The sequence below is a fragment of the Streptomyces sp. NPDC054849 genome (assembly GCF_053610945.1).
This window is the reverse complement of the sequence record NZ_JBSGZI010000060.1, coordinates 1-23950: the sequence shown is the minus strand read 5'-3', so window position 1 is coordinate 23950 and position 23950 is coordinate 1. Positions and strand designations below refer to the sequence as shown.

At 72.9% G+C, this 23950-nt stretch carries 14 protein-coding genes; 4 read left to right on the top strand and 10 right to left on the bottom strand.

Annotated elements, in window-relative coordinates:
- The 3 genes from ACWGIF_RS23965 to guaA all read right to left on the bottom strand — a co-directional run bounded on the left by ACWGIF_RS23965 (position 1) and on the right by guaA (position 3852).
- Positions 1 to 1257, bottom strand: coding sequence for a hypothetical protein (locus tag ACWGIF_RS23965; protein ID WP_453500531.1), 1257 nt, complete (start codon positions 1255 to 1257; stop codon positions 1 to 3).
- A 102-nt stretch (positions 1258 to 1359) separates the two neighbouring features.
- Positions 1360 to 2139: a class II aldolase/adducin family protein gene (locus tag ACWGIF_RS23960; protein WP_453500530.1), complete on the bottom strand. Its 780-nt coding sequence runs from the start codon at positions 2137 to 2139 to the stop codon at positions 1360 to 1362.
- 126 nt (positions 2140 to 2265) lie between these two features.
- A complete protein-coding gene (gene guaA / locus ACWGIF_RS23955) occupies positions 2266 to 3852 on the bottom strand; it encodes a glutamine-hydrolyzing GMP synthase (RefSeq protein WP_453500529.1) in 1587 nt (528 codons plus the stop codon).
- Between the two features lie 294 nt (positions 3853 to 4146).
- Here guaA and ACWGIF_RS23950 point away from each other — a divergent pair, with 294 nt between their 5' ends.
- Positions 4147 to 4410, top strand: coding sequence for a chorismate mutase (locus ACWGIF_RS23950; protein WP_453500528.1), 264 nt, complete (start codon positions 4147 to 4149; stop codon positions 4408 to 4410).
- 304 nt (positions 4411 to 4714) lie between these two features.
- Here the strand turns inward: ACWGIF_RS23950 and ACWGIF_RS23945 are convergent, their stop codons facing one another.
- From ACWGIF_RS23945 to ACWGIF_RS23915, 7 genes are all read right to left on the bottom strand, one after another.
- A complete protein-coding gene (locus tag ACWGIF_RS23945) occupies positions 4715 to 6370 on the bottom strand; it encodes a peptidase (protein WP_453500527.1) in 1656 nt (551 codons plus the stop codon).
- 166 nt (positions 6371 to 6536) lie between these two features.
- The gene (locus tag ACWGIF_RS23940) at positions 6537 to 8426 is read right to left on the bottom strand and encodes a GMC oxidoreductase (protein WP_453500526.1); all 1890 of its coding nucleotides are present in this window, start codon (positions 8424 to 8426) and stop codon (positions 6537 to 6539) included.
- Positions 8427 to 8435: 9 nt separating this feature from the next.
- On the bottom strand, positions 8436 to 10067 hold the full coding sequence (locus tag ACWGIF_RS23935) for a succinic semialdehyde dehydrogenase (RefSeq protein WP_453500525.1): 1632 nt from the start codon (positions 10065 to 10067) through the stop codon (positions 8436 to 8438).
- Between the two features lie 93 nt (positions 10068 to 10160).
- Positions 10161 to 11843, bottom strand: coding sequence for a serine/threonine-protein kinase (locus ACWGIF_RS23930; RefSeq protein WP_453500524.1), 1683 nt, complete (start codon positions 11841 to 11843; stop codon positions 10161 to 10163).
- A gap of 125 nt (positions 11844 to 11968) precedes the next feature.
- Entirely contained in the window at positions 11969 to 15064 is a 3096-nt protein-coding gene (locus ACWGIF_RS23925; RefSeq protein WP_453500523.1) for a protein kinase, read from the bottom strand.
- 79 nt (positions 15065 to 15143) lie between these two features.
- Positions 15144 to 17675: a protein kinase domain-containing protein gene (locus ACWGIF_RS23920; RefSeq protein WP_453500522.1), complete on the bottom strand. Its 2532-nt coding sequence runs from the start codon at positions 17673 to 17675 to the stop codon at positions 15144 to 15146.
- Between the two features lie 161 nt (positions 17676 to 17836).
- Positions 17837 to 19543 (bottom strand): glycerol-3-phosphate dehydrogenase/oxidase, encoded by a 1707-nt coding sequence (locus ACWGIF_RS23915; protein ID WP_453500521.1) that lies wholly within the window; start codon positions 19541 to 19543, stop codon positions 17837 to 17839.
- A gap of 231 nt (positions 19544 to 19774) precedes the next feature.
- Between ACWGIF_RS23915 and ACWGIF_RS23910 the strand changes: the two genes are divergently transcribed.
- The 3 genes from ACWGIF_RS23910 to ACWGIF_RS23900 all read left to right on the top strand — a co-directional run bounded on the left by ACWGIF_RS23910 (position 19775) and on the right by ACWGIF_RS23900 (position 23912).
- Entirely contained in the window at positions 19775 to 21004 is a 1230-nt protein-coding gene (locus tag ACWGIF_RS23910; RefSeq protein WP_453500520.1) for a nucleotide sugar dehydrogenase, read from the top strand.
- A 125-nt stretch (positions 21005 to 21129) separates the two neighbouring features.
- Positions 21130 to 22098, top strand: a complete 969-nt coding sequence (locus tag ACWGIF_RS23905; RefSeq protein ID WP_453500519.1) for a hypothetical protein — start codon at positions 21130 to 21132, stop codon at positions 22096 to 22098.
- 11 nt (positions 22099 to 22109) lie between these two features.
- Positions 22110 to 23912 (top strand): M16 family metallopeptidase, encoded by a 1803-nt coding sequence (locus ACWGIF_RS23900; RefSeq protein ID WP_453500518.1) that lies wholly within the window; start codon positions 22110 to 22112, stop codon positions 23910 to 23912.
- The last annotated feature ends 38 nt before the right edge of the window (positions 23913 to 23950 follow it).

Genomic DNA, 23950 nt, shown 5'->3' with positions numbered 1-23950 from the left:
TCACTCGGCCACGTCGATGGTGCAGCGGTTGGATTCCACTCCGGCGGCCGTGACCACCTGGATCTCGATGCGCCCGGGTTCCACTTCCGCCGGCACCGGCACGGTCAGCACCGCGTCGGAGGGGTTGGTGAACCCTCCCGCCACGGGCACGAGCGGGACGTGCACGTGCACCGCCCCGATCCGTACCACCAGCCGGGCCAGCATCTCCGGCGTCTGCGCCCCGGGCGGCACGAAGCCCACGCCCCGGATCTCGATGTCGTCCCCGGTGCGGACGGCCGCGTCCAAGTCCCCGGGCTCCCGTCTGCGCACCACCGACAGCACGAGCGGACGGCTGCCCTCCGCGTACTTCGCCGCCAGGTACACCGCCGCCGACAGCGCCACGAGCAGGGCCAGCGCCCAGGGCAGCTGCGGCAGCCGGTCGGGGAAGCGGGCCAGCGACGCCGCCGCGTAGGCCAGCACCCCGGTCGAGACGAGCACGTACTGCGCGTCCGGGAAACTGCCGCGGCCTGCATCGTCCGTCAGGAGGTCCACTCCGCGCGGCCGGTCGGCCGGCAGCTTCTGCAGCCGCTGCCCCATGATCCGTACGGAGACCACCCGGCGCACCAGCACCGCCACCGCCGAGGTCAGCGAGACCACCGTCAGCAGCGGCAGCGCCCGGTCCAGCGCGAGGCCCGCGTACAGCGCCTGCCGCTCGGGCCCGGGTGCCGATGCGGCCAGCCGCAGCGCGGGCAGCAGCGTGGCGAACGCCGTCAGCACCACCCAGGCGCTCGGCACCGTCTTCGAGGTGGACAGCCGGTTGTCCTCGCCCACCAGCGGCGCCAGCAGCCCTCCGCGCACCGACTGGGCGCGGGCCGCGACCGTGAGCAGCCCGGCCAGCGCCAGCGCGGCCAGCAGCCCGGCGGTGCGCGCGGCGGACCATCCGGTGCCGAGCGCGGCGGCCACCTGGACCACCAGCAGGACGCCGGCGGCGATCCACACGGCGAGGACGGCCCGCCGCGAGAACAGGTACAGCCAGGAGTTCCCGGCCTCCCGGCCCCGGTCGGCGACGGTACGGGCCGACAGGGTCAGCTCGTCGGAGACCCACTGGCGCGAGGCGCCGAGCGAGTGGGCCACGGCGGCCGGCACGCCCTGCCCGGCGGCGAACTCGTCGCGCTTCTCCAGGAACGCGAGGACCGCGCGGCGGTGCCCTTCTCGTGCGCACTCCTCGCAGGCGCAGGTGGTGGTATGGGTACCTCGGGACATCTCTTGGACAGCCACGTACGTGCCGCCTCTCTGAACTTCGGTGCAATGCCAGCGAATTGTGCACCACTGCGGCAGTGCTCCGGATTGCGCACGATGTCAGAGCAGGTGATTAACGGTTCATGATGTTGACGCCACCGGCTGCGCCGCTCCGTCGGCCAGCGGCTGGTAGCTCACCCAGGCGGCCAGATCCGACCCGAACCGCTCGCGGGTGGCGACCGCGGCGCGGTGGTCGATCGGCACCGGCTTCCCCGCCGACCGGGCGATCAGCTGCACCTGCGCCGCCCGCTCGGCCGCGATGAACCACCAGGCCGCGGCGTCCACGGAGTCCCCGACCGTCAGCAGCCCCCGGTTGCGCAGGATCAGCGCCTTGTACGGGCCGAGCGCGAGCGCGATCCGGGCGGCCGCGCCGGTTCCCTCCCCGGTGAACTCGTCCAGCAGCGCGTGGTCCTCGTAGAAGGCGCAGGCCTCCTGCGTGATCGGGGCCAGCAGTTCGCCGAGGGCCGCGAGGGCACGGCCGTACGGGGCCTGCGCGCGCACCACGGCCACCACCTCGGGGCGCTGCCGATGGACCGCCGCGTGCACGGCGAAGGCCAGCTCGTTGACCCGGCGCCCGCCCCGGACCACCCGCCCGTCCCCGTCGACCAGCAGCAGGTCGTCGGCGGTGAGCGCGGCGAAGGCCCGCCCGAACGGGTTCACCCAGTAGCAGTCCTCGAACTCGGGGTCCCGCGCGGTGACCTGCCCGGCCACCCCGTCCTCGTAACCGAGCCGCCCCAGGAGCCGCAGCGCCCCGGCGAGCCGCTCCTTGCGGTGGGCCCGCGCCGCCTCGACCGTGTCGTGCACGGGCGGCATCTCGAAGCCGAGCCGCTCGACGGGAACGGGTGCGGGCTGATCCGGCATGGGCCCCTCCTCCAGGTCGCCTTCGGGTCGCGGCGCAAGGTACCCGCGCCCCGGCGAAGTGGCCATACGCACGACGAAGCCGCCGCTCCGCAGGGAGCGGCGGCTTCGGTTCGGCGGTGGTGGGGACTACTCCCACTCGATGGTGCCCGGGGGCTTGCTCGTGCAGTCGAGGACCACCCGGTTCACCTCCGGCACCTCGTTGGTGATGCGGGTCGAGATCCGCGCGAGCACCTCGTAGGGCATGCGCGTCCAGTCCGCGGTCATCGCGTCCTCGGACGAGACCGGGCGCAGCACGATCGGGTGACCGTAGGTGCGGCCGTCGCCCTGGACGCCGACGCTGCGGACGTCCGCGAGCAGGACGACCGGGCACTGCCAGATCTCGCGGTCCAGGCCGGCCGCGCTCAGCTCGTGGCGGGCGATGGCGTCGGCCTCGCGCAGCAGATCCAGGCGGTCCTTGGTGACCTCGCCGACGATGCGGATGCCCAGACCCGGGCCCGGGAAGGGCTGGCGCTGGACGATCTCCTCCGGCAGGCCGAGCTCCTGGCCGACCATCCGGACCTCGTCCTTGAACAGCTGGCGCAGCGGCTCGATGAGCTCGAACTCGATGTCGTCGGGGAGGCCGCCCACGTTGTGGTGGGACTTGATGTTCGCGGTGCCGGTGCCGCCGCCGGACTCGACGACGTCCGGGTACAGGGTGCCCTGCACCAGGAAGGCCACGTCCGCGCCGCCCTCGGCGATGATCTCCGCCTGGGCCTGCTCGAAGACGCGGATGAACTCGCGGCCGATGATCTTCCGCTTGGTCTCCGGGTCGGAGACGCCGGCGAGCGCGTTCAGGAAGCGCTCCTGCGCGTCGACGACCTTCAGCTGCACACCGGTGGCGGCGACGAAGTCCTTCTCGACCTGCTCGGTCTCGCCCTTGCGCATCAGGCCGTGGTCGACGTAGACGCAGGTCAGCTGCGAGCCGATGGCCTTCTGGACGAGGGCCGCGGCGACCGCGGAGTCCACGCCGCCGGAGAGGCCGCAGATGGCGCGCTTGTCGCCGACCTGCTCGCGGATGGCCGCGACCTGCTCCTCGACGATGTTGCCGGTGGTCCAGGTGGGGGCCAGGCCGGCGCCGCGGTAGAGGAAGTGCTCCAGGATCTGCTGGCCGTGCGTGGAGTGCATCACCTCGGGGTGGTACTGCACGCCGTACAGCTTCTTCTCGTCGTTCTCGAAGGCGGCGACCGGGACGACGTTCGTCGACGCGGTGACGGCGAAGCCCTCGGGGGCGGCGGAGCAGGCGTCGCCGTGGGACATCCACACCGACTGGTTGTCGGGGGTGCCCTCGAAGAGGGTGGAGCCGGGCCTGGAGACGGCCAGCGGGGTACGGCCGTACTCGCGGGCACCGGTGTTGTCGACCTGGCCGCCGAGGGTCGTCGCCATCAGCTGGAAGCCGTAGCACATGCCGAAGACGGGGACGCCGGCCTCGAACAGGGAACGGTCGAGCTGCGGAGCGCCCGCCTCGTACACGGAGGACGGACCGCCGGAGAGGATGATCGCCTTGGGGTTCTTGGCCAGCATCTCGTCGACCGGCATCGAGCTCGGCACGATCTCGCTGTAGACCCGGGCCTCGCGGACGCGACGGGCGATGAGCTGGGCGTACTGGGCGCCGAAGTCGACGACGAGAACCGTGTCCGGGGCGCTGTCGTGGGCGGCGGAGGGTGCTTCTGGCACGGGACGGCCTTCCGGCGGAAGAGGTGGCTGTTTTGTCGATTCTAACGGGGGGCGCCGGGGCCTCTTCGTCTCACCATCCGAATCGACTTGGCCCGGAGGGCCACGGAAGGCAATAATCCGTTCCATGCGCAAGCAGCTGAGCTTCCTCTTTACCTATGGCACCGGCCGGTCCGGTCGCCATGGGTCCTCGTGATGCTCGCTTGAGCCGCTGACTTCCCAGAGCGCCCCGGTCCGACAGGACCGGGGCGCTCCGGCGTTTCCGCTCCCGTCGGCACAACCCACAGGAGACGAGACATGACCACGATCACGACCACCCCCGAGCAGCTGATCGCCGACTCCCGCATGCGCATCGACGCCATCGACGACCGGATCATCGGCCTGATCCAGGAGCGGATGGCCGTCTCCACGGTCATCCAGGACGCCAGGATCGCCTCCGGCGGCCGCCGGGTGCACCTGTCCCGCGAGATGGAGGTGCTCTCTCACTGGAGCGACGCGCTCGGGAAGCCCGGCACGGCTCTCGCCATGACCCTGCTGGAGCTGTGCCGGGGCCGCGTGTGACGGTTGTTCGTCACCCGTCCGGCCCGTGACCGCCCCGCCGGACCCTTCGTTGGTGAGGTTGTCCGCGTCAGCCAGCCGCGGAACCGCAACACCACGCGTGGCTCCGCAGGGAGCGATGAGACGCACGCCCCGTGGAGCGTGCGTCGTGGGACCTCGCTCCTTCGCGTGACCGGACGGCAGGGGACAGCAGCCCGGTCACCCCGTAGGACGGCCGGCCCTGGGGACGCCCAGGGCCGGCCGTTCTGCGTGCTCGCGCGTCCGCGGCGACCCGTACGGGGCTGCGCGCGGGGCTGAGCGTACGGGGCTACGCGCGCCCGGCGGCCTTGCGGCGGAACGCCAGGACCAGGGCGCCGCCGGCGGCGACCAGCACCGCCCCGCCGAGCGCGAGGGTCCCGGCGGAGGTGCCGGTGGAGGCGAGGCCTCCGTTCGTCCCTGCGCCGCTGCCGGTGCCCGGCGTGGCCGAGCCGGTCGTGGTCGGGGTCGCGGTCGTGGTCGGGGTGGCGGAGGCCGTCGGGGTCGGCGTGGCCGAGGTGGTCGGGGTCGGCGTGGCGCCGCCGTCCTTCGCGTTGATCACGAAGGTCGCCTTGTCGTTGGCGTGGTTCGGGTCCCAGCGCTGGCCCTGGGTGCCCCCCGGGGTCCACTGGCCGACCGAGACGGAGCCCTTGGCGTCCGTCACGACCTTCTCGATCTTCAGCTCGAACGGGTAGGCGAACGTCTCCTTCTCCCCGACGACGTGGCCGGTGGAGCAGAAGTAGCGCGGCGCCCCCAGGACCTGCTCGCGGTGGCTGCCGTCGGCGTTGACCCCCTTGCAGCCGGCCGGCACCTTCGTGACCCTCGCGCCCGCCGGGATCACGATGTCCGTACGGGCGACGTCCTCATCGGCACGCAGGTACGCGATCCACGCGGGGCCGTTGTTGCGGAAGCCGAGGTCGGCCTGCACGGTCTCGCCGGCCTTGCCCCTGAGGGACACCGGCGCGGCCACGAGGTCCGCGGTGTTCTTCGTCGCAAAGTCGAACTCCTGGACGTTGTTCCAGGGATCCAGGTCCCCCGACCGCACGGACACCTTGGGCGCCCGCTTCTGCACGGTCAGCTTCTTGGCGTTGGCGGGCCGGCCGAGCTTTCCGGTCTTCGGCTGGTCGCCGTTCGCGTACACCGCGTAGGTCAGTCCGTCGCGGAAGGCGTGCGGGGCGGCCTTGAGGGTCAGCGGGCCGTCGAGCCCGTAGACCGCGCCCGGCTCGTACTCGCCCTCCAGCAGGCACTGCACCGTGCTCCAGCCGGTGCTCCGCGGCCGGCCCTCGGCCGAGTCCTCGGAGTAGGAGCAGTTGTCGTACTGCTCCACCAGGCCGATGCCGTGCGTGGTACGTACTTCGAGCACCACGCCGTGGACGGAGTCGGTGCCCTCGTTGGCGAAGACGATCGGCAGGGCCTGCTTGTCTCCCGGCTTCTGCTCCGCCTTGAGCCGGGCCGGCTCCATCACCAGGTCGGGGCCGCCGACGCGCACCTTGGTGGTGGCGGCCTTGAAGGTGGCACCCTGCGCGGTGCCGGTGAGCGTCAGGTCGGCCGTCGCGCCGGCCTTGCCGTCCTTGGCGGCGCTGACGTTCAGGTCCACGACGGTGGTCTCGCCCGCCCAGAGCGCCCGGCGCTTGCAGGTCACCGCCGCGGCGGTGAGCGTGCAGTCCGAGCCCTGCCGCTGCGCGAGCGTGACGTCGGCGATGCCCTTGAGCGCGGTCAGGTCGATCGTGAAGGTGCTCTGGCGGTCGAACGCCTTGCCCGAGTCGTTGACGACCCGGAACTGGACGGACGTCTTCTGCGGCTCGCCGGCCTGACCGGGGTGCGGGCGCAGGCCGATCCCGGCCGGTCCGGCCAGGGTGAAGTCGGGGTCCGCGGCATGTGCGGGAGTGATGGACAGCCCCAGGGCCACGAGGCCACAGGCAGCCAGCAACGAGATGCGCTTTCTCATGCAGCCGTTGACCGTCGAACGTCAGTCGCAGTTGCACACTTCACCATGTGATCGACACCACAGCCGGACCCGGGGGATTCCGGTACAACCTTCAAGGCTGAACATCTGTCACGTATGTACCGCGGTGGGTACCGCGCTCGGAGGGGGAGCGCGGTACCCACCGCTGTCAGCCGGCCGGTTCCGGATTCTTCCTCTCGGCGGGCGCGGCCTGGCGCGGCGGAAGCTCCGGGACCGCCAGGAACGGCAGCCGCAGCGCGCCGAAGGCCTCCTTCGGGACCGCCGGCCGGGCCGGCTCCACCGCCTCCAGACGGACGTAGGCCGTCCCCTGCTCGGGTCGCGGGTCCCGCTCGCCCTTGTTCGGCCAGTACGACATCGCCCGTTCCGCCTGCGCCGTGATCGTCAGCGACGGGTTGACCCCGAGGTTCGCAGACACGGCCGAGCCGTCCACCACCGAGATGCCCGGGTGCCCGTAGAGCCGGTGGTACGGGTCCACCACGCCCTCCTGCGCGGACGCCCCGATCGGGCAGCCGCCGAGGAAGTGCGCGGTCAGCGGCGTCCCCATCAGCTCGCCGATGTTGCTGCCCGCGAAGCCGTTGATCTCCTCGGCCAGCAGGGTCGCGGCCTGCGTGGCCTCCTGGATCTGTACCGGGTTCGGGGCTCCGTGGCCCTGGCGGGCGGTGAGCAGGCCCTTCCCGATCCCGCCGGGCTTGCGGTACGTGGTCAGCGAGTTGTCCAGCGACTGCATGACCAGACCGATGATGGTCCGCTCCGACCATCGCCGGTTGGACAGCGAACGGGCCAGCTGTACCGGGTGTTTCGCGGTCCTCGCCAGCCAGGCGCGGACCCGGTGCCTGCTGTAGGGGACTTGGAGGACGGTCATGAACCCCATGGCGTTGGAGCCCTTGCCGTAGCGCACGGGCTCGATGTGGGTGACGGCGTTGGGGTGCACCGAGGAGGTGATCGCCACGCCGCGGGTGAAGTCGGCCCGCCCGGGAGTGTCTCCCAGCGGTGACCGGGGGCCCGTGCCGTGCCGCTTGCGGTAGCGGCGGTCGTCGGTCTGCGCGCCGACCAGGCCTTCGGAGTTGGTCCGGGTCAGCTCGCCGAGCCGCTCCGAGAGGCGCGGGAGCTCGCCGCGGTCCTTCATCGTGTGCAGCAGGGTCTGGGTGCCGTAGGTGCCGGCCGCGAGGACCACGTGCCGGGCGCGCAGCACCTTCGCCCGGGCCCGGCGGCGGCCGTCCGTGGGGACGGTGCGGACGCGGTAGCCGCCCTCGGGGTGGTCGGAGAGCGCGGTGACGGTCGTCATGGGGTGGATGACCGCGCCGGCGCGTTCGGCGAGGTGCAGGTAGTTCTCGTTCAGGGTGTTCTTCGCGCCGTGCCGGCAGCCGGTCATGCACTCGCCGCATTCGGTGCAGGCCTTGCGGGCCGGGCCTGCGCCGCCGAAGTACGGGTCGGGGACCTCCTCGCCGGGCCGGGCCATGACCGCTCCCCCGGCGTCGTCGCCGTCGCCGAAGAACACGCCGACCGGGGCCATGTGGAACGAGTCGGCCACGCCCATCTTCTCGGCGGCCGCCTTGAGGTGGACGTCGGAGGGGGTCATGGTCGGGTTGAGGCGCACCCCGAGCATCCGCTTGGCCTGGTCGTAGTACGGGGCGAGTTCGTCCCGCCAGTCGGTGATGGACGCCCACTGCCGGTCCTCGAAGAAGGCGGTGGGCGGCACGTACAGGGTGTTGGCGTAGTTGAGGGAGCCGCCGCCCACGCCGGCGCCCGCGAGCACCATCACGTTGCCGAGCAGGTGGATCCGCTGGATCCCGTACAGCCCGAGGGCCGGGGCCCACAGGTAGTTCCGCAGGTCCCAGCTGTTCTTCGGCAGACTCTCGCGGGCGAACCGGCGCCCTGCCTCCAGGACGCCGACCCGGTACCCCTTCTCGGTGAGCCGGAGGGCCGAGACCGACCCTCCGAAGCCCGATCCGACGACGATGACGTCGTAGTCGTAAGCGGCGTCGGATGAGCCGTCGACTGCGTCGTCGGATGCGTCGGATGCGTCGTCGTGCGACACGAATACCCCTTAGCGCAGTCGGAGAGCCTTCATGACCTTGAGGCTGCGGGTCATGAACGCCGCGTACTTCTCGTCGTCCATGCCCAGCGTGGGCGCCATCGGGAGCAGCCGCTGGTGGGCGACGGTCTGGGCCTCGGTGTACTTGAGGATGCCCTCGGAGCCGTGGCGGCGGCCGAGGCCGGAGTCCTTCATGCCGCCCATGGGCGCCTGGGCGCTGCCGTAGGCGGGGGCGTAGCCTTCGTTGATGTTGACGGTGCCGGTGCGCAGCCGGGCGGCGACGGCATGGCCCCGGCGGGAGTCCTTGGTCCAGACGCTGGAGTTCAGGCCGTATGCGGTGGCGTTGGCCTCGGCGATCGCCTGGTCCTCGTCGGTGAAGCGGTAGATCGAGACGACCGGGCCGAAGGTCTCCTCGCCGCACACCGCCATGGGCGCCTCGACGCCGTCGAGGATGGTGGGCTCGTAGAAGAGCGGGCCGATGTCGGGGCGGGCGGTGCCGCCGGCGACGAGGGTGGCGCCCTTGGCGACGGCCTCGTCCACGTGCCGCTGCACGGTCTCCAGCTGGCGCTCGCCGACCAGCGAGCCCATGTCGGCGCCGTAGGCCAGCGAGCTGCCCAGCCGCATGGCCTTGGTGCGGGCGGCGAACCGCTCGACGAAGGCGTCGGCGATCGAGGCGTGGACGTAGAGGCGCTCGATGGAGATGCACAGCTGGCCGGCGGAGGAGAAGCAGGCGCGGACGGCGCCCGCGGCCGCCTTCTCCATGTCGGCGTCGTGCAGGACCAGCATGGCGTTCTTGCCGCCGAGTTCGAGGGAGACCCCGACGAGGCGGTCGGCCGCGCCCCGGGCGACCTCGCGGCCGGTGCGGGTGGACCCGGTGAAGGAGACGTAGTCGGCGTGCCGCACCACTTCGGGGCCGACGACGGGGCCCTCGCCGAGGACGATCTGGAAGACCTCGGCGGGCAGCCCGGCCTCGATCAGCAGGTCCCGGGCCCACAGGGCGGTCAGCGCGGTCTCGGTGTCGGGCTTCATGACGAGCGCGTTGCCCGAGACGAAGGCGGGCAGGGCGTCGCCGACGGAGAGCTCCAGCGGGTAGTTCCAGGGGGCGATCTGGCCGACGACTCCGCGCGGCTGGCGCAGCTCGGTGACCTTGGTGAGGGTGGGCATCGCGCCGGTGTGGCCCTTGGGGCGCAGGTACCAGGGAGCCCTGCGGCCGTAGTGGCGGGCCGAGACGGCGACCGCCTGGACCTCCTCGTGGGCGTGCAGGCGGGCCTTGCCGGTCTCCAGCTGGATCAGGTCGAGCACCTCGGCCTGCCGGGCCAGGACCAGGTCGTGGAAGCGCAGCAGGACCGCCGCCCGCTTGCGTACGGGGACGGCCGCCCAGGCGGGCTGGGCGGCGCGGGCCCGCTCAAAAGCCTCGGCCACGTCCTCCGGGGTGGCTTCGGGGAGCTCCGCCAGCCGGTCCCCGGTGAAGGGGGTGTGGTTGGCGGTGCGACCGGATCCGATGACTCCGCGGGTCAGCCGGGCGACCAGGTCGGGCGTGACCACGTCGGCGGCGGTGCGGGCGCCGGCCGGTGCCGGGGCGACCGGGTTGGTGGGCTGCGGTGCGGTCCGGAGGGGGGCGGCGGGGGCCTGCGAGTCCGTCATGCCGGTGAGCGTATTGCGCCGGACAGGCTTTGGGTACCCGCCGGTAACCGGATTTTGTCATTTCCGCCAGCGATCGCTGGCACGATGCCGGCTTCAGGGCTTCTCGGCGGGCGGCTCCCAGCCGCTGAGCACGATGTCGAACTGCTGGCGGGTCGTGTCCCAGTCGGCGACCGGGCTCGACATGTAGATGGCGTACTCGGTCTCGTCCGGGGCGATGTACATCTGCTCCCTGGCCCGGCGCAGACCGGGGTGGTTCACCTTCTCCGTCCAGCTGAAGTCCCAGAGCGCGGCCCGGGTGCTGTCCCGGAAGGTGTTCTGGTTCAGCTGGTGCTTCTTGTAGTCGGTCCGCTTCGCCACCTGCTTCTCCAGGTCCAGCAGGTGCGCGTACGGGTCCTTGTAGTCCGGGCTGGGGTCGGCGGCGATCCGGATGAAGTGCTTCCCGTCGTCCGGGGTGTAGTCGATCTGGTCGCCGTTCGCCTGGCGCTTCCAGCCTTCCGGGACGAACAGGGTGAAGCCGCCGATGGGGTCGGTGACCTTGGTCCAGCCGGGCGGCGGGCCGCCCGCCTCGCCCGGATCCTGCTGGTCGGGGGCGCTCGCGTTCTTGTCCGTGCCGCCGCCCCTCTCCGTGTCCCCGGTGTACTTGAGCACTCCGAAGACGCCGCCGCCGCCGAGCAGCGCCGCCACGAGGGCGACGGCCGCGGCGCGCTTGAGCCAGCCCCGGGCCGGGTCGGCCGAGGTGGCCGAGGTGGCCGAGGTGGCAGGAGCGGTCGCGGTGCCCGCGCTGCCCGCGGTCGTCGCAGTCGTCGCGGGAAACGGGGGGTCCGGCAGCGCGGCCGTCCGTGTGGCGTCCGCGCGCGGAGCCGGCTCGCCGGGCTGCTCCTGCGCCGGGGCGAGTTCGTCCTGGGTCACCGCGCGCGTCGGCACGTACGCCTGCGCCGCCTTCGGCTCCCGGCCCTCCATCGCCTCCAGCAGCAGCTGTTCGACCTCCCCGGCCGAGGGCCGCTCCCCGGGATCCTTGCGCAGCAGGGCTGTGATCACCGGTCCCAGGGCACCGGCCTGGCGCAGCGCCGGCGGCTCGTCGTTCACCACGGCCTGCAGGCTGGAGATGGGTGACGTACGGCGGAACGGCGAGCGGGCCTCCACCGCCGTGTAAAGGGTGGCGCCGAGCGACCACAGGTCGGAGGCCGGGTCGGGGGACCCGCCGGTGACCCGCTCGGGGGCCAGGTAGTCGATGGAGCCGACGATCTCGCCGGTCCGCGTGATCGACGAGTCGCCCTCGATCGCGGCGATCCCGAAGTCCGTGAGCAGGACCCGGCCGTCCTTGGCGAGCAGCACGTTGCCGGGCTTCACGTCCCGGTGCAGGACGCCGACCGCGTGCGCGGCGCGCAGCGCGCCCAGCACGTGCAGGCCGATCCGGGCCGCCTCGCGGGGCTCGATCCGCCCCGCCGCCTTGGCCGCCTCCGCGAGAGAGGGCCCGTCGATGTACTCCATGACGATCCACGGGCGGTCGTCGTGTTCCAGCACGTCGTGGACGGTGACGACCGCCGGATGCTGGATCCGGGCCGCGGCCCGGGCCTCCTTCTGCGTCCGGGCGTGCATGACGTCCCGGTCGGCCTGGGCGACGTACAGACCCGCCGTCAGTTCCTTGACGGCGACGGTCCTGTGGAGCAGCTCGTCATGCGCGCGCCACACTTTGCCCATGCCGCCCCGGCCGATCGGCTCGACGAGCCGGTACCGGCCCGCCAACACGGCGCCCCCACCTGTCTGCTGTTCCACGAAATCCCGCCGCTCTCTGCACTTCAGGCCAGATTACGGAGCCCACGGGGGCTGCCGTAACCGCCCGGGCGCCGAAAGACGGCACTGTGACGCAATCGCCGTACTGATCAGTCGTCAGGATCCACTCAGCCACCCGACTTGTAACTCGCCGTGGCCTTCTCGAAGACTTCGGTGACCTTGGACTGCTCGTCCTCCGGACCCGTGACCAAGACGACGTGGTAGCTGCCCCCCAGCGCGACGACGAAGTTGCGGGCGTAGACGTTGCGACCGGTCCCGTCGATCCAGGTGTACCGGCCCGTCGCACGCAGCTGCTGGCCGACCTTGGTGGTCTTGACGTCGCCGACGGTCGACCAGGTGGACGTGCGGTACGGGGTCAGCTCCGGCTCCTTGTCCTTCTGGTATCCCGCCGGATCCGGATTTCCCTGGACCTTGTCCCGGCCCGGGACGACGGTCAGCACGAACTGCCCGTTGGTGTAACGCACCTGACCTGCCTCGTTGATCCCGCGGCGCTCCCAGCCGTCGGGCACGGCGATCTCGAAGTGCTCCGGGTCCTGCTGGGTGGTGTAGCCGGCCGGGGCGGGGACGGGCGCGGCCTGCGATGCGGCGGGCGACGTCGTCTGGGGCGCCGGCCTGGACTCCGGTGTGCCGGTGGGGACCTGGGAGGGATTCGGCTTCGCCGGTGCCTGCGCGGTGCTCCCACGGCTGTCGTCCGGCTCCTCCGGCGTGGCCGCCCGGGGCATGAACAGCATCGCGTACGCGACGGCCCCGGCGAGGAGGGCCAGGATGCCGATGAGCAGGGTCCGGCCGAGGGCGCGCGGCTTGCGGGGGGCCGCGGTATTGCGGTGCCGTCCGTGGATCTCGCCGCGGCGGCGTACGACGGGCAGCCGCGCGGGGTCCGCGTCCGGCATCGGCAGCACGCCGAACCCGGCGTCCGGCTCGGGCGCGGACCGTACGAGCGAACGCAGCCAGCCGCGGAGCTCCTCGAAGTCGGGGCGCTCGGTGGGGTCCTGGCGCAGCAGCGACTCCACGATCGGGCGGAGCGCGCCGCACTCCTCCGCGAACGCGGGCGGCTCGGCACAGACCATCTCGACGAGCTCGGCGACGTTGTCCTCGGGGTACGGGGCGTGCCCCTGCACGGCCCGGTAGAGCAGCGCGCCGAGCGCCCAGAGGTCGGTGGACGGCCCCACCGGCGGCGCGAGCTGCCAGTGCCCGTGCACGGGGCCCGCCTGCTCGGGAGCCCAGCGCTCGGTGACGGCCCCGACGACGGCCATCCGCGTCTGCCGCGCGCGCTCGGCGTCCAGCCCGGTCCGCGGACGGGCCCAGCCGTCTGCAGCGGAGGCTGCGCGGACGCCGTTCGGCTGCGCCGACGCCGTGGGCGCACGGTGGGACTCCGCCTGCCCGAGGCCGTGGCCCGGCCCGGTGCCCGTACCGGGCGGCTGCGGACCCGCGGCCCACGGGCCGGGGCCGGACGGCTGCGGCGGTACCACGGGCGAGCGGTCCCGCTCGGCCTGCCCCGGGGCCCGCAATGCCCCGGGCGCAGCCGCGGGGTCCGGGTCCTCGGCCTGACGGTAGCCCTGGGGCAGGGCCAGTCGGGCGGGCAGCGCGGGCCGCGCCGCCGGATCGGCCTGCTCCCAGGCGGCCGGCTGCGGTTCGGCCGACGGCTGCTGCTCTGCTGGTGGCTGCGGCTGTGCTGGTGGCTGCGGCTGTGCTTCTGCGAGTGGCTGTCGCGGTGGCTGTGGCTGCGGTTCCAGCAGCGGCCAGGCACCCCCGTGCCCGTCCGGCTGCGGCTCGCCCTGCCGCCAGACGGCGGACTGCCCGTCCGGCAGTGCTTCGGCCTGCTGCCGCGGTTTCGTCGGTGGCGCCGCCTGAGGCTGCCGGCCGGGCTCTCCGGGGGCCGCGGGCAGGGCCGGGCGGCGGGGCGTCGCGCCGTGCCAGGGTGCGGCGGCGCCGGTCTCCGGGCCGCCGTACGGGTACGAGTACCCCTGTGGGAGGGTCGACCCCTCCGGCCTGCGCTCCGGCACGGGACCGGCGTCGGCCCCTGCTCCGGCCCCGGCCTTGCGCTGCTCGGTGACCCGGGCGGCGGCCGCCCGCGCCCCGGCCCGGTAGGCGGCGATGGCCCCGGCGCGCGCGGCGGCCTGGAGCTCGAGCCGGGCCTCGGGTCGGGCCTCGGGCCGGCCCTCAGGCCGGGCCTCAGGACGTCCGGGGGTGATGTGGTCGTTGTACCGCGGGCCGGTGTCGTACCCCGGAGCCACGAGCGGCGCATACTCGATCCCCGACCGGGAGGACGCCGTAGGGGAGTCCGTACCCGGATCACCGGATTCCGGCCCCCGACCGAACTCGTCACCGCTGGCGGGCCCGTGGCCCGTGGAGCCGGTATGGGAGACGCCGCCGCCCTGGGCCGCGTTCCACGCCTCATCGCCTGCGGTGACCGGCCCCTGGCCCACCGGTCCGGCGCCGGAAACGCCACCGGAGGCAAGCGGCCCCGCGGTGAAACCCCCACCGGCCGGGTCCGGGGCCCGGCCCGCAGAGGGAGTCGAAGTCGAAGTCGGAGCCGAGATCGGGGTCCGAGCCGGGGTCGGAGGCAGAGGCTCAGTCGGGGGCGCGGACGGGGCCGTACCCCACCCGGCCCCGGCGCCGAAGTCCGCGGCGCTCGGCACGGGGTCGTACCCGCACAGGGCCTCCTCCGCCGCGCCGGCCGCCAGGCCGGTCAGCACGACCCGCCCGTCGTCACACACCAGCACCGTCCGGACGGTGATGTTCCGGTGCGTCCAGCCGTGCGCGTGCAGCACCCGCAGCGCGGTCAGTACGTCCGACGCCACCTCAGCCGCCCGGTAGGGACTGAGCGGTTCATCGGCGATCAGCGCGGCCAGCGGCCTGGCCGGGACGAGTTCACTCACTATCCACAGCGACTCGCCCTCGGCGAACACGTCGAAGACCTGGTCCAGCCGGGGATGGTCCGGGATCGAGGCCGCCGCCTGCGCCGCCTCGATCGCGCGCCGCACGGCCGGCAGGTCGGCGGGCGAGCGGCGCGCCGCCGGGACGGCCCGCGGCCCGTCCATCAGCTCAGCGTCCACGACCTCCGGTAACGGCAGCTGCCGCACCAGGACTTCCTGACCGCTGCGGGTGTCGAAGGCCCGCGTCTCGACCAGCTCGTATGCGTCGGACGGCGGCAGCGGCAGACGGTAGCGGTTGGCCAGGATCCGGCCCGCGTACTCCTCCACATCGCCTCCCCCGAGTGCGGCGGACCCCCCAATGGCCCCGCTGCCACGATACGTCGCCGGGGCCGCCCGCGTCCCGAGGTCAGCCGAGAGGCTGGAAGGTCTGGAAGGCGACCTCGCGCATCTGCGTGCACTCGGCGCCGTCCCACTGGTCGGCGGGGCAGCTGATCATGATCGCGTAGCCGTGGGTCGCGTCCAGTTTGAAGCCGCGGTTGAGCACCCGGACCTTGATCCCCTTCTGCTCCCGCTCGAACTCCCAGTCCGCGACGGTCGGGTAGCCCCGGTAGTCCACCGTGTCGATCCGGATGTGCCGGTAGCTCTTGCTGCTCGCCGACGTCGCCGCGACCGATGCCGCCCAGGCGGCGCGGGCGTCGTCGCCGGGCTTGGCGGTGTAGTCGACCTGGATCCGCGGGAAACCCCCGTCACGGCTGTATATGCCGCCGGAGTTCTCACCCGCTATGGCGAGCTGCTTGAAGCCCTCGGGCATCGCCATCGAGAAGTGGAACCCGAAGTCCTGCACCAGGGCGTATCCCGCCGGGAGCGCGCCGCCCGCTCCCCCGGAGGTGGTGCCCTGCCCCTGGCCGGCACCCGGGGTCTGCTGACCCTGGCCGCCCGGCTGACCGCCGGTACCGGCCGCGGAACCGGCGGTGCCGTTGGCGTTGCCGCCCGTCTCACCGGTGTTCGGGGAGGGCTTCGGAGAGGTCTGCGCGGTCCCGCCGGGGGTCTGCCCGGCCGATGCGCTCGGCGGAGTCGGGCCGCCCTTGCCCTCGTCCTTGGTGCCCTTGCCGTCGCCGCTGAATGCGTAGGCGATCAGCGAGCCGACCACCGCCAGCACCACGACCACACCGGCGATCGCCAGCGCAATGGTGCGCCGCGGCATGACGTCCGTGAGCGGCGCGGCGACGGTGCCCGGCTTGGCCTTCGGCGGCTCCGCGGCCGAGACGGCCGTCGTGGCCGCCGCGGCCGTCGCCGCCTTGCGGGCAGACTTCAGCGCGGCGCGGGTGCGTTCGCGCTGCTCGCGCTCGCGTCGTTCGCGTTCCTTCTTGGCCGCCTTCTCGGCCGCCTTCTCCGCGGATGCCTTCTCCGCGGCCTCCTTGGCGTCCGCCAGCGATATCTGCCGGGTCTCCTCGGCGGCCGGGGCCGCCACGGGGGCCTTCTGGGGTTCGGGCGCCGCGAGGACGGCATTGAGCATCGCCCGGGCGCGAGCGTCGTCGAGGCGGTGCGCCGGGTCCTTCACGAGGAGGCCGTAGATGACCTCGGTCAGCGGTCCGGCGTTCTTCGGCGGATCCACCGGCTCGGTCATCACCGCGGTGAGGGTGGCGAGGGCGGACCCCTTGTCGTACGGGGGCACTCCCTCGACGGAGGCGTACAGCAGGCCGCCGAGCGACCACATGTCGGCGGGCGGGCCGGGCTTCTGACCGCGGGCGCGCTCGGGGGAGATGTAGGAGGGGGCGCCGACGAGCATGCCGGTGGAGGTGACGGAGGGGTCGCCCTCGACCTGGGCGATGCCGAAGTCGGTGAGGACGACACGGCCGTTGCCGGCGATGAGCACGTTGGACGGCTTGACGTCGCGGTGCAGGATGCCCTGGCCGTGCGCGGCACGCAGGACGTCGAGGATCGCAAGGCCGACCTCGGCCGCGCGGTGCGGGGTGAGGGGGCCGTTCTCCCGGATGAACTCGGCGAGCGAGGGGCCCTCGATGAGCTCCATGACGATCCACGGCCGGCCGTCCTCGTCGACGACGTCGTAGACGGTGACGGCGCCGCCGCTGCGGATCCGGGCGATGGCCTTGGCCTCGCGGAGGGTGCGGGTGATGAGGCGGCGCTTCTCGTCCTCGTCGACCCCGCTGCTGAAGCGCAGCTCCTTCACGGCGACCGTCCGGCCGAGGGTCTCGTCCTGTGCCCGCCAGACGGTGCCCATACCGCCCTTGCCGAGCACAGCCCCCAGCCGGTACCGGCCGGCCAGCAACCGTCCCTCGTCCTGCCCGTCCGCGGCCGCCTTCGCGGCGGCGGCCTTGACTGCGGCCGCCATGGCGTCCGCCTTCTCGACCACGGGATTGACGACGGCCTTCGCCACGGGCGCAGGCTCGGCCACAGGCGTCGCCACAGGCTGGGCCTTGCTCAATACGGGCTTCGCGGCGGCCGGGGACATGGCGTCCTCGGGCCCCCCCGCAGACGCGGCCTCACCCGGCCCCGGCTTCATAGCCGCAGCCTTCGCATCCTCAGCACCGGGCTTCGCGTCCTCGGGCTCGACGGCAGCCGCAGGCTCGGCTCCAGCCTTCGCCTCGTCAGCCTTCACCGCGGGCGCGCCCTTGCTCAAGCCCGGCTTCGCCGCAGGCGCGCCCTTGCCCGAGCCCGGCTTCGCAGCCCCAGGCTTCGCGTCCTCGGGCTCGACGGCAACCGCAGGCTCCGCATCCTCAGACTCGGACTTCGCCACAGGCTTCGCCGCGTCAGCCTTGACCGCGGGTGCGCCCTTGCTCAAGCCCGGCTTCGCCGCAGGCGCGCCCTTGCCCGAGCCCGGCTTCGCAGCCCCGGGCTTCGCCGCAGGCGCAGTCGCATCGTCAGGCTTCGCCGCAGGCGCCCCGGCAGGTGACTCGGTGTGCTCCGGCTTCGACATGCGTCCCCTCTGCGATCGTGCCGCTGCTCCGCCTGCCCCAGCGGCTGAGCGACCCGGCGGCCGGGGCGTGCTGTAACCCACCCCGGCGGAACCCTCATTGTTCCTCACTCCGCAACGGACGGGCGCCCCGGGTCCGCGGTTCCCCCTTCCGGATCCCGGAGTTACAACGGAACGATGTCGGGCGCCCCCAGCCGCGCCGCGTCCGCCGTCTGGTCGTCCGGCTGACGCTGGGATTCCCGCTCCGCCTGGACCCGCTTCTCGTAGTGCTCCACCTCTTTCTCGATCTGCTGCTTGTCCCACTCCAGCACCGGAGCCATCAACTCCGCGCATTCCCGGGCCGACCGCGTCCCCCGGTCGAAGGTCTCGATCGAGATCCGCGTCCGCCGCGTCAGCACGTCGTCCAGGTGCCGCGCCCCCTCGTGCGAGGCCGCGTACACGATCTCCGCCCGCAGGTAGTCGTCCGCCCCGGACACCGGCTCCCGCAGACCCGGATCGGCGGCCATCAGGTCGAGCAGTTCCTCCGCCAGCGAGCCGAACCGGTTCAACAGGTGCTCCACCCGCACCACATGAAGCCCCGTCCGGGCCGCCATCCTCGCCCGCCCGTTCCACAGCGCCCGGTACCCCTCCGCCCCCACCAGCGGCACGTCCTCCGTCACGCACTCCGCCACCCGCTGGTCCAGCCCGTGCACCGCCTCGTCGACCGCGTCCTTGGCCATGACCCGGTACGTCGTGTACTTGCCGCCCGCGACGACCACCAGCCCCGGAACCGGGTGAGCGACCGTGTGCTCGCGTGACAGCTTGCTCGTCGCGTCCGACTCCCCGGCCAGCAGCGGCCGCAGGCCCGCGTACACACCCTGGACGTCGTCGCGCGTCAGCGGCACCGCCAGCACCGTGTTCACGTGCTCCAGCAGGTAGTCGATGTCCGCGCTCGACGCCGCCGGGTGGGCCTTGTCCAGGTCCCAGTCGGTGTCCGTGGTCCCCACGATCCAGTGCCGGCCCCACGGGATGACGAACAGCACCGACTTCTCGGTCCGCAGGATCAGCCCCGTGCTCGAATGGATCCGGTCCTTCGGCACGACCAGGTGGATGCCCTTGGAGGCCCGGACGTGGAACTGTCCGCGCTCCCCGATCAGCGCCTGGGTGTCGTCCGTCCACACCCCCGTCGCATTCACCACCTGCTTCGCGCGAATGGCGTACTCACCGCCGCCCTCCACGTCCTGCACGCGCGCGCCGACCACCCGCTCACCCTCACGCAGGAAGCCGATGACCCTCGCCCGGTTGGCGCAGTGCGCCCCGTACGCCGCGGCCGTCCGCACCAGCGTGGTGACGTACCGCGCGTCGTCCATCTGGGCGTCGTAGTACTGCAGGGCCCCCACCAGCGCGTCCTTGCGCAGCGCCGGCGCGACCCGCAGCGCGCGCTTGCGCGACAGGTGACGGTGCACCGGCAGGCCGCGCCCGTGTCCGCTGGAGACCGACATGGCGTCGTACAGCGCGACGCCCGAGCCGGCGTACAACCGCTCCCAGCCCTTGTGCTGCAGCGGGTACAGGAACGGCACCGGCCTCACCAGGTGGGGGGCGAGGCGCTCCAGCAGCAGGCCGCGCTCCTTCAGCGCCTCCCGCACGAGGGCGAAGTCCAGCATCTCCAGGTACCGCAGGCCGCCGTGGATCAGCTTGCTCGACCGGCTGGAGGTGCCCGAAGCCCAGTCCCGCGCCTCCACCAGACCGGTCGACAGGCCCCGGGTCGCCGCGTCGAGCGCGGTGCCTGCGCCGACCACGCCCGCGCCCACCACGAGCACGTCCAGTTCCCGCTCGGCCATCTGGGCGAGGGCCTCGGCCCGCTGCACCGGCCCCAGTGTCGCTGTCCTCACGGCTGCCTCCCGTTGGTGCGGGTGAGATCCCGCTCACATGCCCCCGTCCCACGATTCTGACCGCCCGCACCCACATCAGCCACCGCCTGTGGACAACACAACGGTGGCGATCACCCCGGAATGCGACATATCCGTCATATATATGCCTAGTCTGACATTGCGCCAGCTCCCCTGTCCCCCCGGAGGACTTGCGCGGCAGCCCCCTCATGTCAGGGAAGGGACGGCACCCCCATGCCCGCAGATCTCGCCGTCATCGGACTCGGCCATCTCGGCCTCCCTCTCGCCCAGGCGGCCGTAGCCGCCGGGATCGAGACGGTCGGCTACGACAGCGGTCCGGTCACGGACTCCACCCTCACCGCCGCCGAGATCCGCCGCATGTCGGCGGCCGGCTTCCGGGTCACCACCAACCCCGCCGAGCTCGGCCGGGTCCGCACGGCCGTCATCTGCGCCCCCACCCAGCTCGGCGCCGATCGCGCACTGGACCTCTCCGCCGTCGGCGAGGCGGGCCGCGCGCTCGCCGCCCGGCTGCGCCCCCACACCACCGTGATCCTCGAATCGGCCGCCCACCCCGGCGTCACCGAGGGCTACCTCCGCCCGATCCTCGAAGCGGGCTCCGGGCTGCGGGCGGGCCGGGACTTCCACCTGGCCTACTCCCCCAGCCGCCACGACCCCGGCAACCGGACGCACGGCATCTCCAACACCCCCAAGGTGATCGGCGGCCTCACCCCCGCCTGCACGGAGTCCGCGCACGCCTTCTACGCCCGCCTCACCGAGAAGGTGGTCCGCGCCCGCGGCCTGCGCGAGGCCGAGACCGTCCAGCTCCTCGAAACCAACTACCGCCACGTCAACATCGCCCTCATGAACGAGATGGCCGTGCTCTGCCACGACCTCGGTGTCGACCTGTGGGACGTCATCCGCTGCGCCGAGACCAAGCCGTACGGATTCCAGGCCTTCCGCCCCGGCCCCGGGGTCGGCGGCCACGGCGTCCCCCTCGACCCGAACTACCTCCCGCACACCACCCGCACCCCCGGGCACCCCCTGCGCATGGTCGGCCTGGCGCAGGAGATCAACAACCGGATGCCGCAGTACGTCATCCAGCGCTCCGCCACCCTGCTGAACGAGCACGGCAAGTCCGCCCGCGGCGCCCGGGTCCTGCTCCTCGGGGTCACCTACAAGCCCGACCTCGCCGACCAGGAGGGCTCCCCGGCCCGCGAGATCGCCAGCCGCCTCCTCGACCTGGGGGCGCTCATCAGCTACCACGACCCGTACATCACGGGCTGGCGCGTCAGGGACCAGCCGGTCCCCCGCGCCGAATCGCTGTACGAGGCCGCCGCGAACGCCGACCTGACCATCCTGCTGCAGCACCACCGCACGTACGACCTGCAAGGCCTGGCCGTGAAGGCCCAGCTGCTCCTGGACACCCGCGGCGCCAGCCCGGCGGGCGCGGCCCACCGCCTCTGAGCGCGGCAGAAGCCACCCGGTGGGCGTCCGGCACGGCCCACGAGGCGCTGATCAGGCACGACCGACCCGGAGGGCGGCGGGAACCCCCTGTCGGCCAGATCCGCCGCCGATCATATGATCCGCCCGTGCCAGCTCTCCCACCTCCCGGTCGGCCCGTGTTCGAACCCGCCGACCGCATCCCCTCCTTGGCCGCACTGCGCAACGCAGTGCGGCGCAAGGACTGGGACACCACCGCCGCCGGATTCGCCACGCTCTCCGACGAGGACGACCGCGCCCTCGCCTGCCGGACCGTCGCGGAGACCGCCGGCTCGGAGGGCTTCCTCCAGGGGGCCGCAGAGCGCCGCACCGTTGATCCGCTGCCACGAACGCTGTTCGCAGACCGGCTGATCCAGATCGGCTGGGGCATCCGTTCGGGCCACCGCGCCCAGCACGTGTCGAAGCAGCAGTTCCAGGACTTCCACACGTACCTGCGGCGCGCCGAGATCCTGCTCATCGACGTCTTCGCCGAGTACCCCGAGTACGCCCTGGCCTGGTACCTGCGCGTCATCACCGCGCGCGGGCTCGAACTGGGCCTCGGCGAGACCCGCCGCCGCTACGACCGGCTCGCCGAGCACCACCCGCACCACTACAGCGGCCAGTCACAGCTGCTCCAGCAGATCTGCCCCAAGTGGGGCGGCACCTGGGAGGCCGCGCACGGGTTCGCCGAGGAGTGCCTGAAGAGCTCACCGGCCGGCGGCCCCGGCGGGGCCCTGACCGCGATCGCCCAGATGGAGCAGTACCTGGAGCTGGCGGAGAAGCAGGGCACCCGCGTCGCGGAAAGCTATCTGCGCGAACCGGACAACCGCGCCCGACTGCTCGACGCCGCCGCGCGGTCCGTCCTCCACCCCGCGTTCCGGGCCGACGCCCACCACGCGGTCAACGCCCACAGCGCCTTTGCCGCAGCCCACAGCGCCGCCGGCCGCCCCGCCGATGCGGCCCCGCACTTCCGGGCCCTCGGCGACCGCGCCAGCGAGTTCCCGTGGGGCTACCTCGGCAACGGCGATCACGAGGCCGAATTCGTCCGCCACCGCAAGACCGCGCTCGCCAAGGGCTGAGAGGCCCGGACATGGACGACAACGACATGGACACCCCCGCGACCACCACCGCGACCAGCACCACGGCCACCTCCGCGACCCGCACCGCGGCCACTACCGCGGGCACCGCCGGCACCGATCCCGACGGCGTCACGCACACCACCGTGAACGGCATCCGGACCCTTCTGGCCCCGCGCTCCGGCCCCGTCACCGCGGGTCTGTTGTTCCGCGTGGGCCGCGCCGACGAGACCCTCGCCACCAGCGGGATCACCCACCTCGTCGAACACCTCGCCCTGCACCGGCACGGCCTCGGCGACCTGCACTACAACGGCGCCACCGCCGCCACGTACACCCACTTCCACGTCACCGGCACCCCTGCCGACGTGGTCGAGTACCTCAACGGTGTCTGCGCGGCCCTGCGCGATCTCCCCATGGACCGGCTGGAGACCGAGAAGGAGATCCTGCGCACGGAGGCCGCGGGCCGCGGACACGGCCCGGGCCACGGCATGGCCCTGTGGCGCTACGGCTCCCGCACCCACGGCCTCACCGACTACACCGAGGCCGGCCTCCACAAGATCACCGTCCATGACGTCCGCGACTGGGCCGCCGACCGGTTCACCGCCGAGAACGCGGTCCTGTGGATCACCAGCGACACCCTCCCCGAAGGCCTCGACCTCACCCTCCCCACCGGCAGGTGGCATCCCACCCCCGAGCCGAGCTCCGCCCTGCCCGCCACCCCGGCGTACTTCCAGGGCGAGCCCGGCGGGCTCGTGCTGACCTCGGTCGTGGCCCGTTCGACCGCGGCTCACCTGCTCACCGAGATCCTGGGCAGGGAACTGTTCCGCGCGCTGCGCCAGAAGGGGGGCTACTCGTACACCGCGGCCGCCGAGTACAGCCCGCGCGACACCGGCTCCGCGACCGTCATCGCGTACGCCGACGCCCTCCCGGAGAAGCAGGACGCGATGGTCGGCGCCTTCGTGGACGTCCTCGCGAAGGTGCGGGCCGGCCGCATCGACGAGGCGGACCTGAAGTCCGTACGGGCCTCCGCGCTGGCCCGGTTCGACATCCCCGAGCCCGCCGCGGCCAACCTCCCGGCGCAGGCCATGGACCTGTTGCTGCGCCACCGGCACCTCACCGTCGCCGAGGCCAGAGCCGAGATCGAGGCGGTCACCGTCGTCGACCTCCAGGCCGCCGCACGGGAGCTGTGGGCGAACGCCCTGGTCCAGGTACCGGGCCGGGCGCTGGACTGGGCCGGCCTCACGCCCGCGCCCGCCCAGTCCCCCGACCTGGTCACCGGGCGGCGCTACTCCTCGCTGGAGGACCCCCGCTTCGCCGTGCTCGTGGCGGACGACGGCATCAGCCTGACGGGCCCCGGCTGTCGCACCACCGTCCGGTACGCCACGTGCTCCCTGATGCAGGCCTACCCCGACGGCGCCCGCCACCTCGTCGGCCACGACGGCTTCAACCTCACCGTGGAACCGACCCTGTACGGGATCACGGCGGCCGAACTGGCCCCGCTGGACGCCGGCGTCCCGCCCGCCTCCGTGATCCGCATGCAGCCCCGCGACCCGGCCCGCATCCCCCGGCCCGCCGAGCGGAAGCCGGCCGAGCCCCCCAGACGCGGCTGGTTCACCGCCCTGCTGTGGATCCTCGGCATTCCCGCACTGCTGTCGGGCGGCGTCACCGCGCTGAGCGCCCTCTTCGTGATCCGGACCAGCCAGGGGGAGATCCCACAGGACCAGGCGCAACTCCTGCTCGCCGGCATCATCTTCTCGGCGATGCTGCTGATCCCCTGGGGCATCTGCGTGCGGCGGCGCAGACAGGGCCTGAGCTGACGCCGGAGGGCCGGCACCCCGTCTGCGGGGTGCCGGCC

Coding starts and splice junctions, on each gene's coding strand:
- ACWGIF_RS23910 (WP_453500520.1), top strand. CDS start 19,775: ATGCCCGCAGATCTCGCCGTCATCGGACTCGGCCATCTCGGCCTCCCT.
- ACWGIF_RS23960 (WP_453500530.1), bottom strand. CDS start 2,139: ATGCCGGATCAGCCCGCACCCGTTCCCGTCGAGCGGCTCGGCTTCGAG.
- ACWGIF_RS23945 (WP_453500527.1), bottom strand. CDS start 6,370: ATGAGAAAGCGCATCTCGTTGCTGGCTGCCTGTGGCCTCGTGGCCCTG.
- ACWGIF_RS23935 (WP_453500525.1), bottom strand. CDS start 10,067: ATGACGGACTCGCAGGCCCCCGCCGCCCCCCTCCGGACCGCACCGCAG.
- ACWGIF_RS23920 (WP_453500522.1), bottom strand. CDS start 17,675: ATGTCGAAGCCGGAGCACACCGAGTCACCTGCCGGGGCGCCTGCGGCG.
- ACWGIF_RS23950 (WP_453500528.1), top strand. CDS start 4,147: ATGACCACGATCACGACCACCCCCGAGCAGCTGATCGCCGACTCCCGC.
- ACWGIF_RS23900 (WP_453500518.1), top strand. CDS start 22,110: ATGGACGACAACGACATGGACACCCCCGCGACCACCACCGCGACCAGC.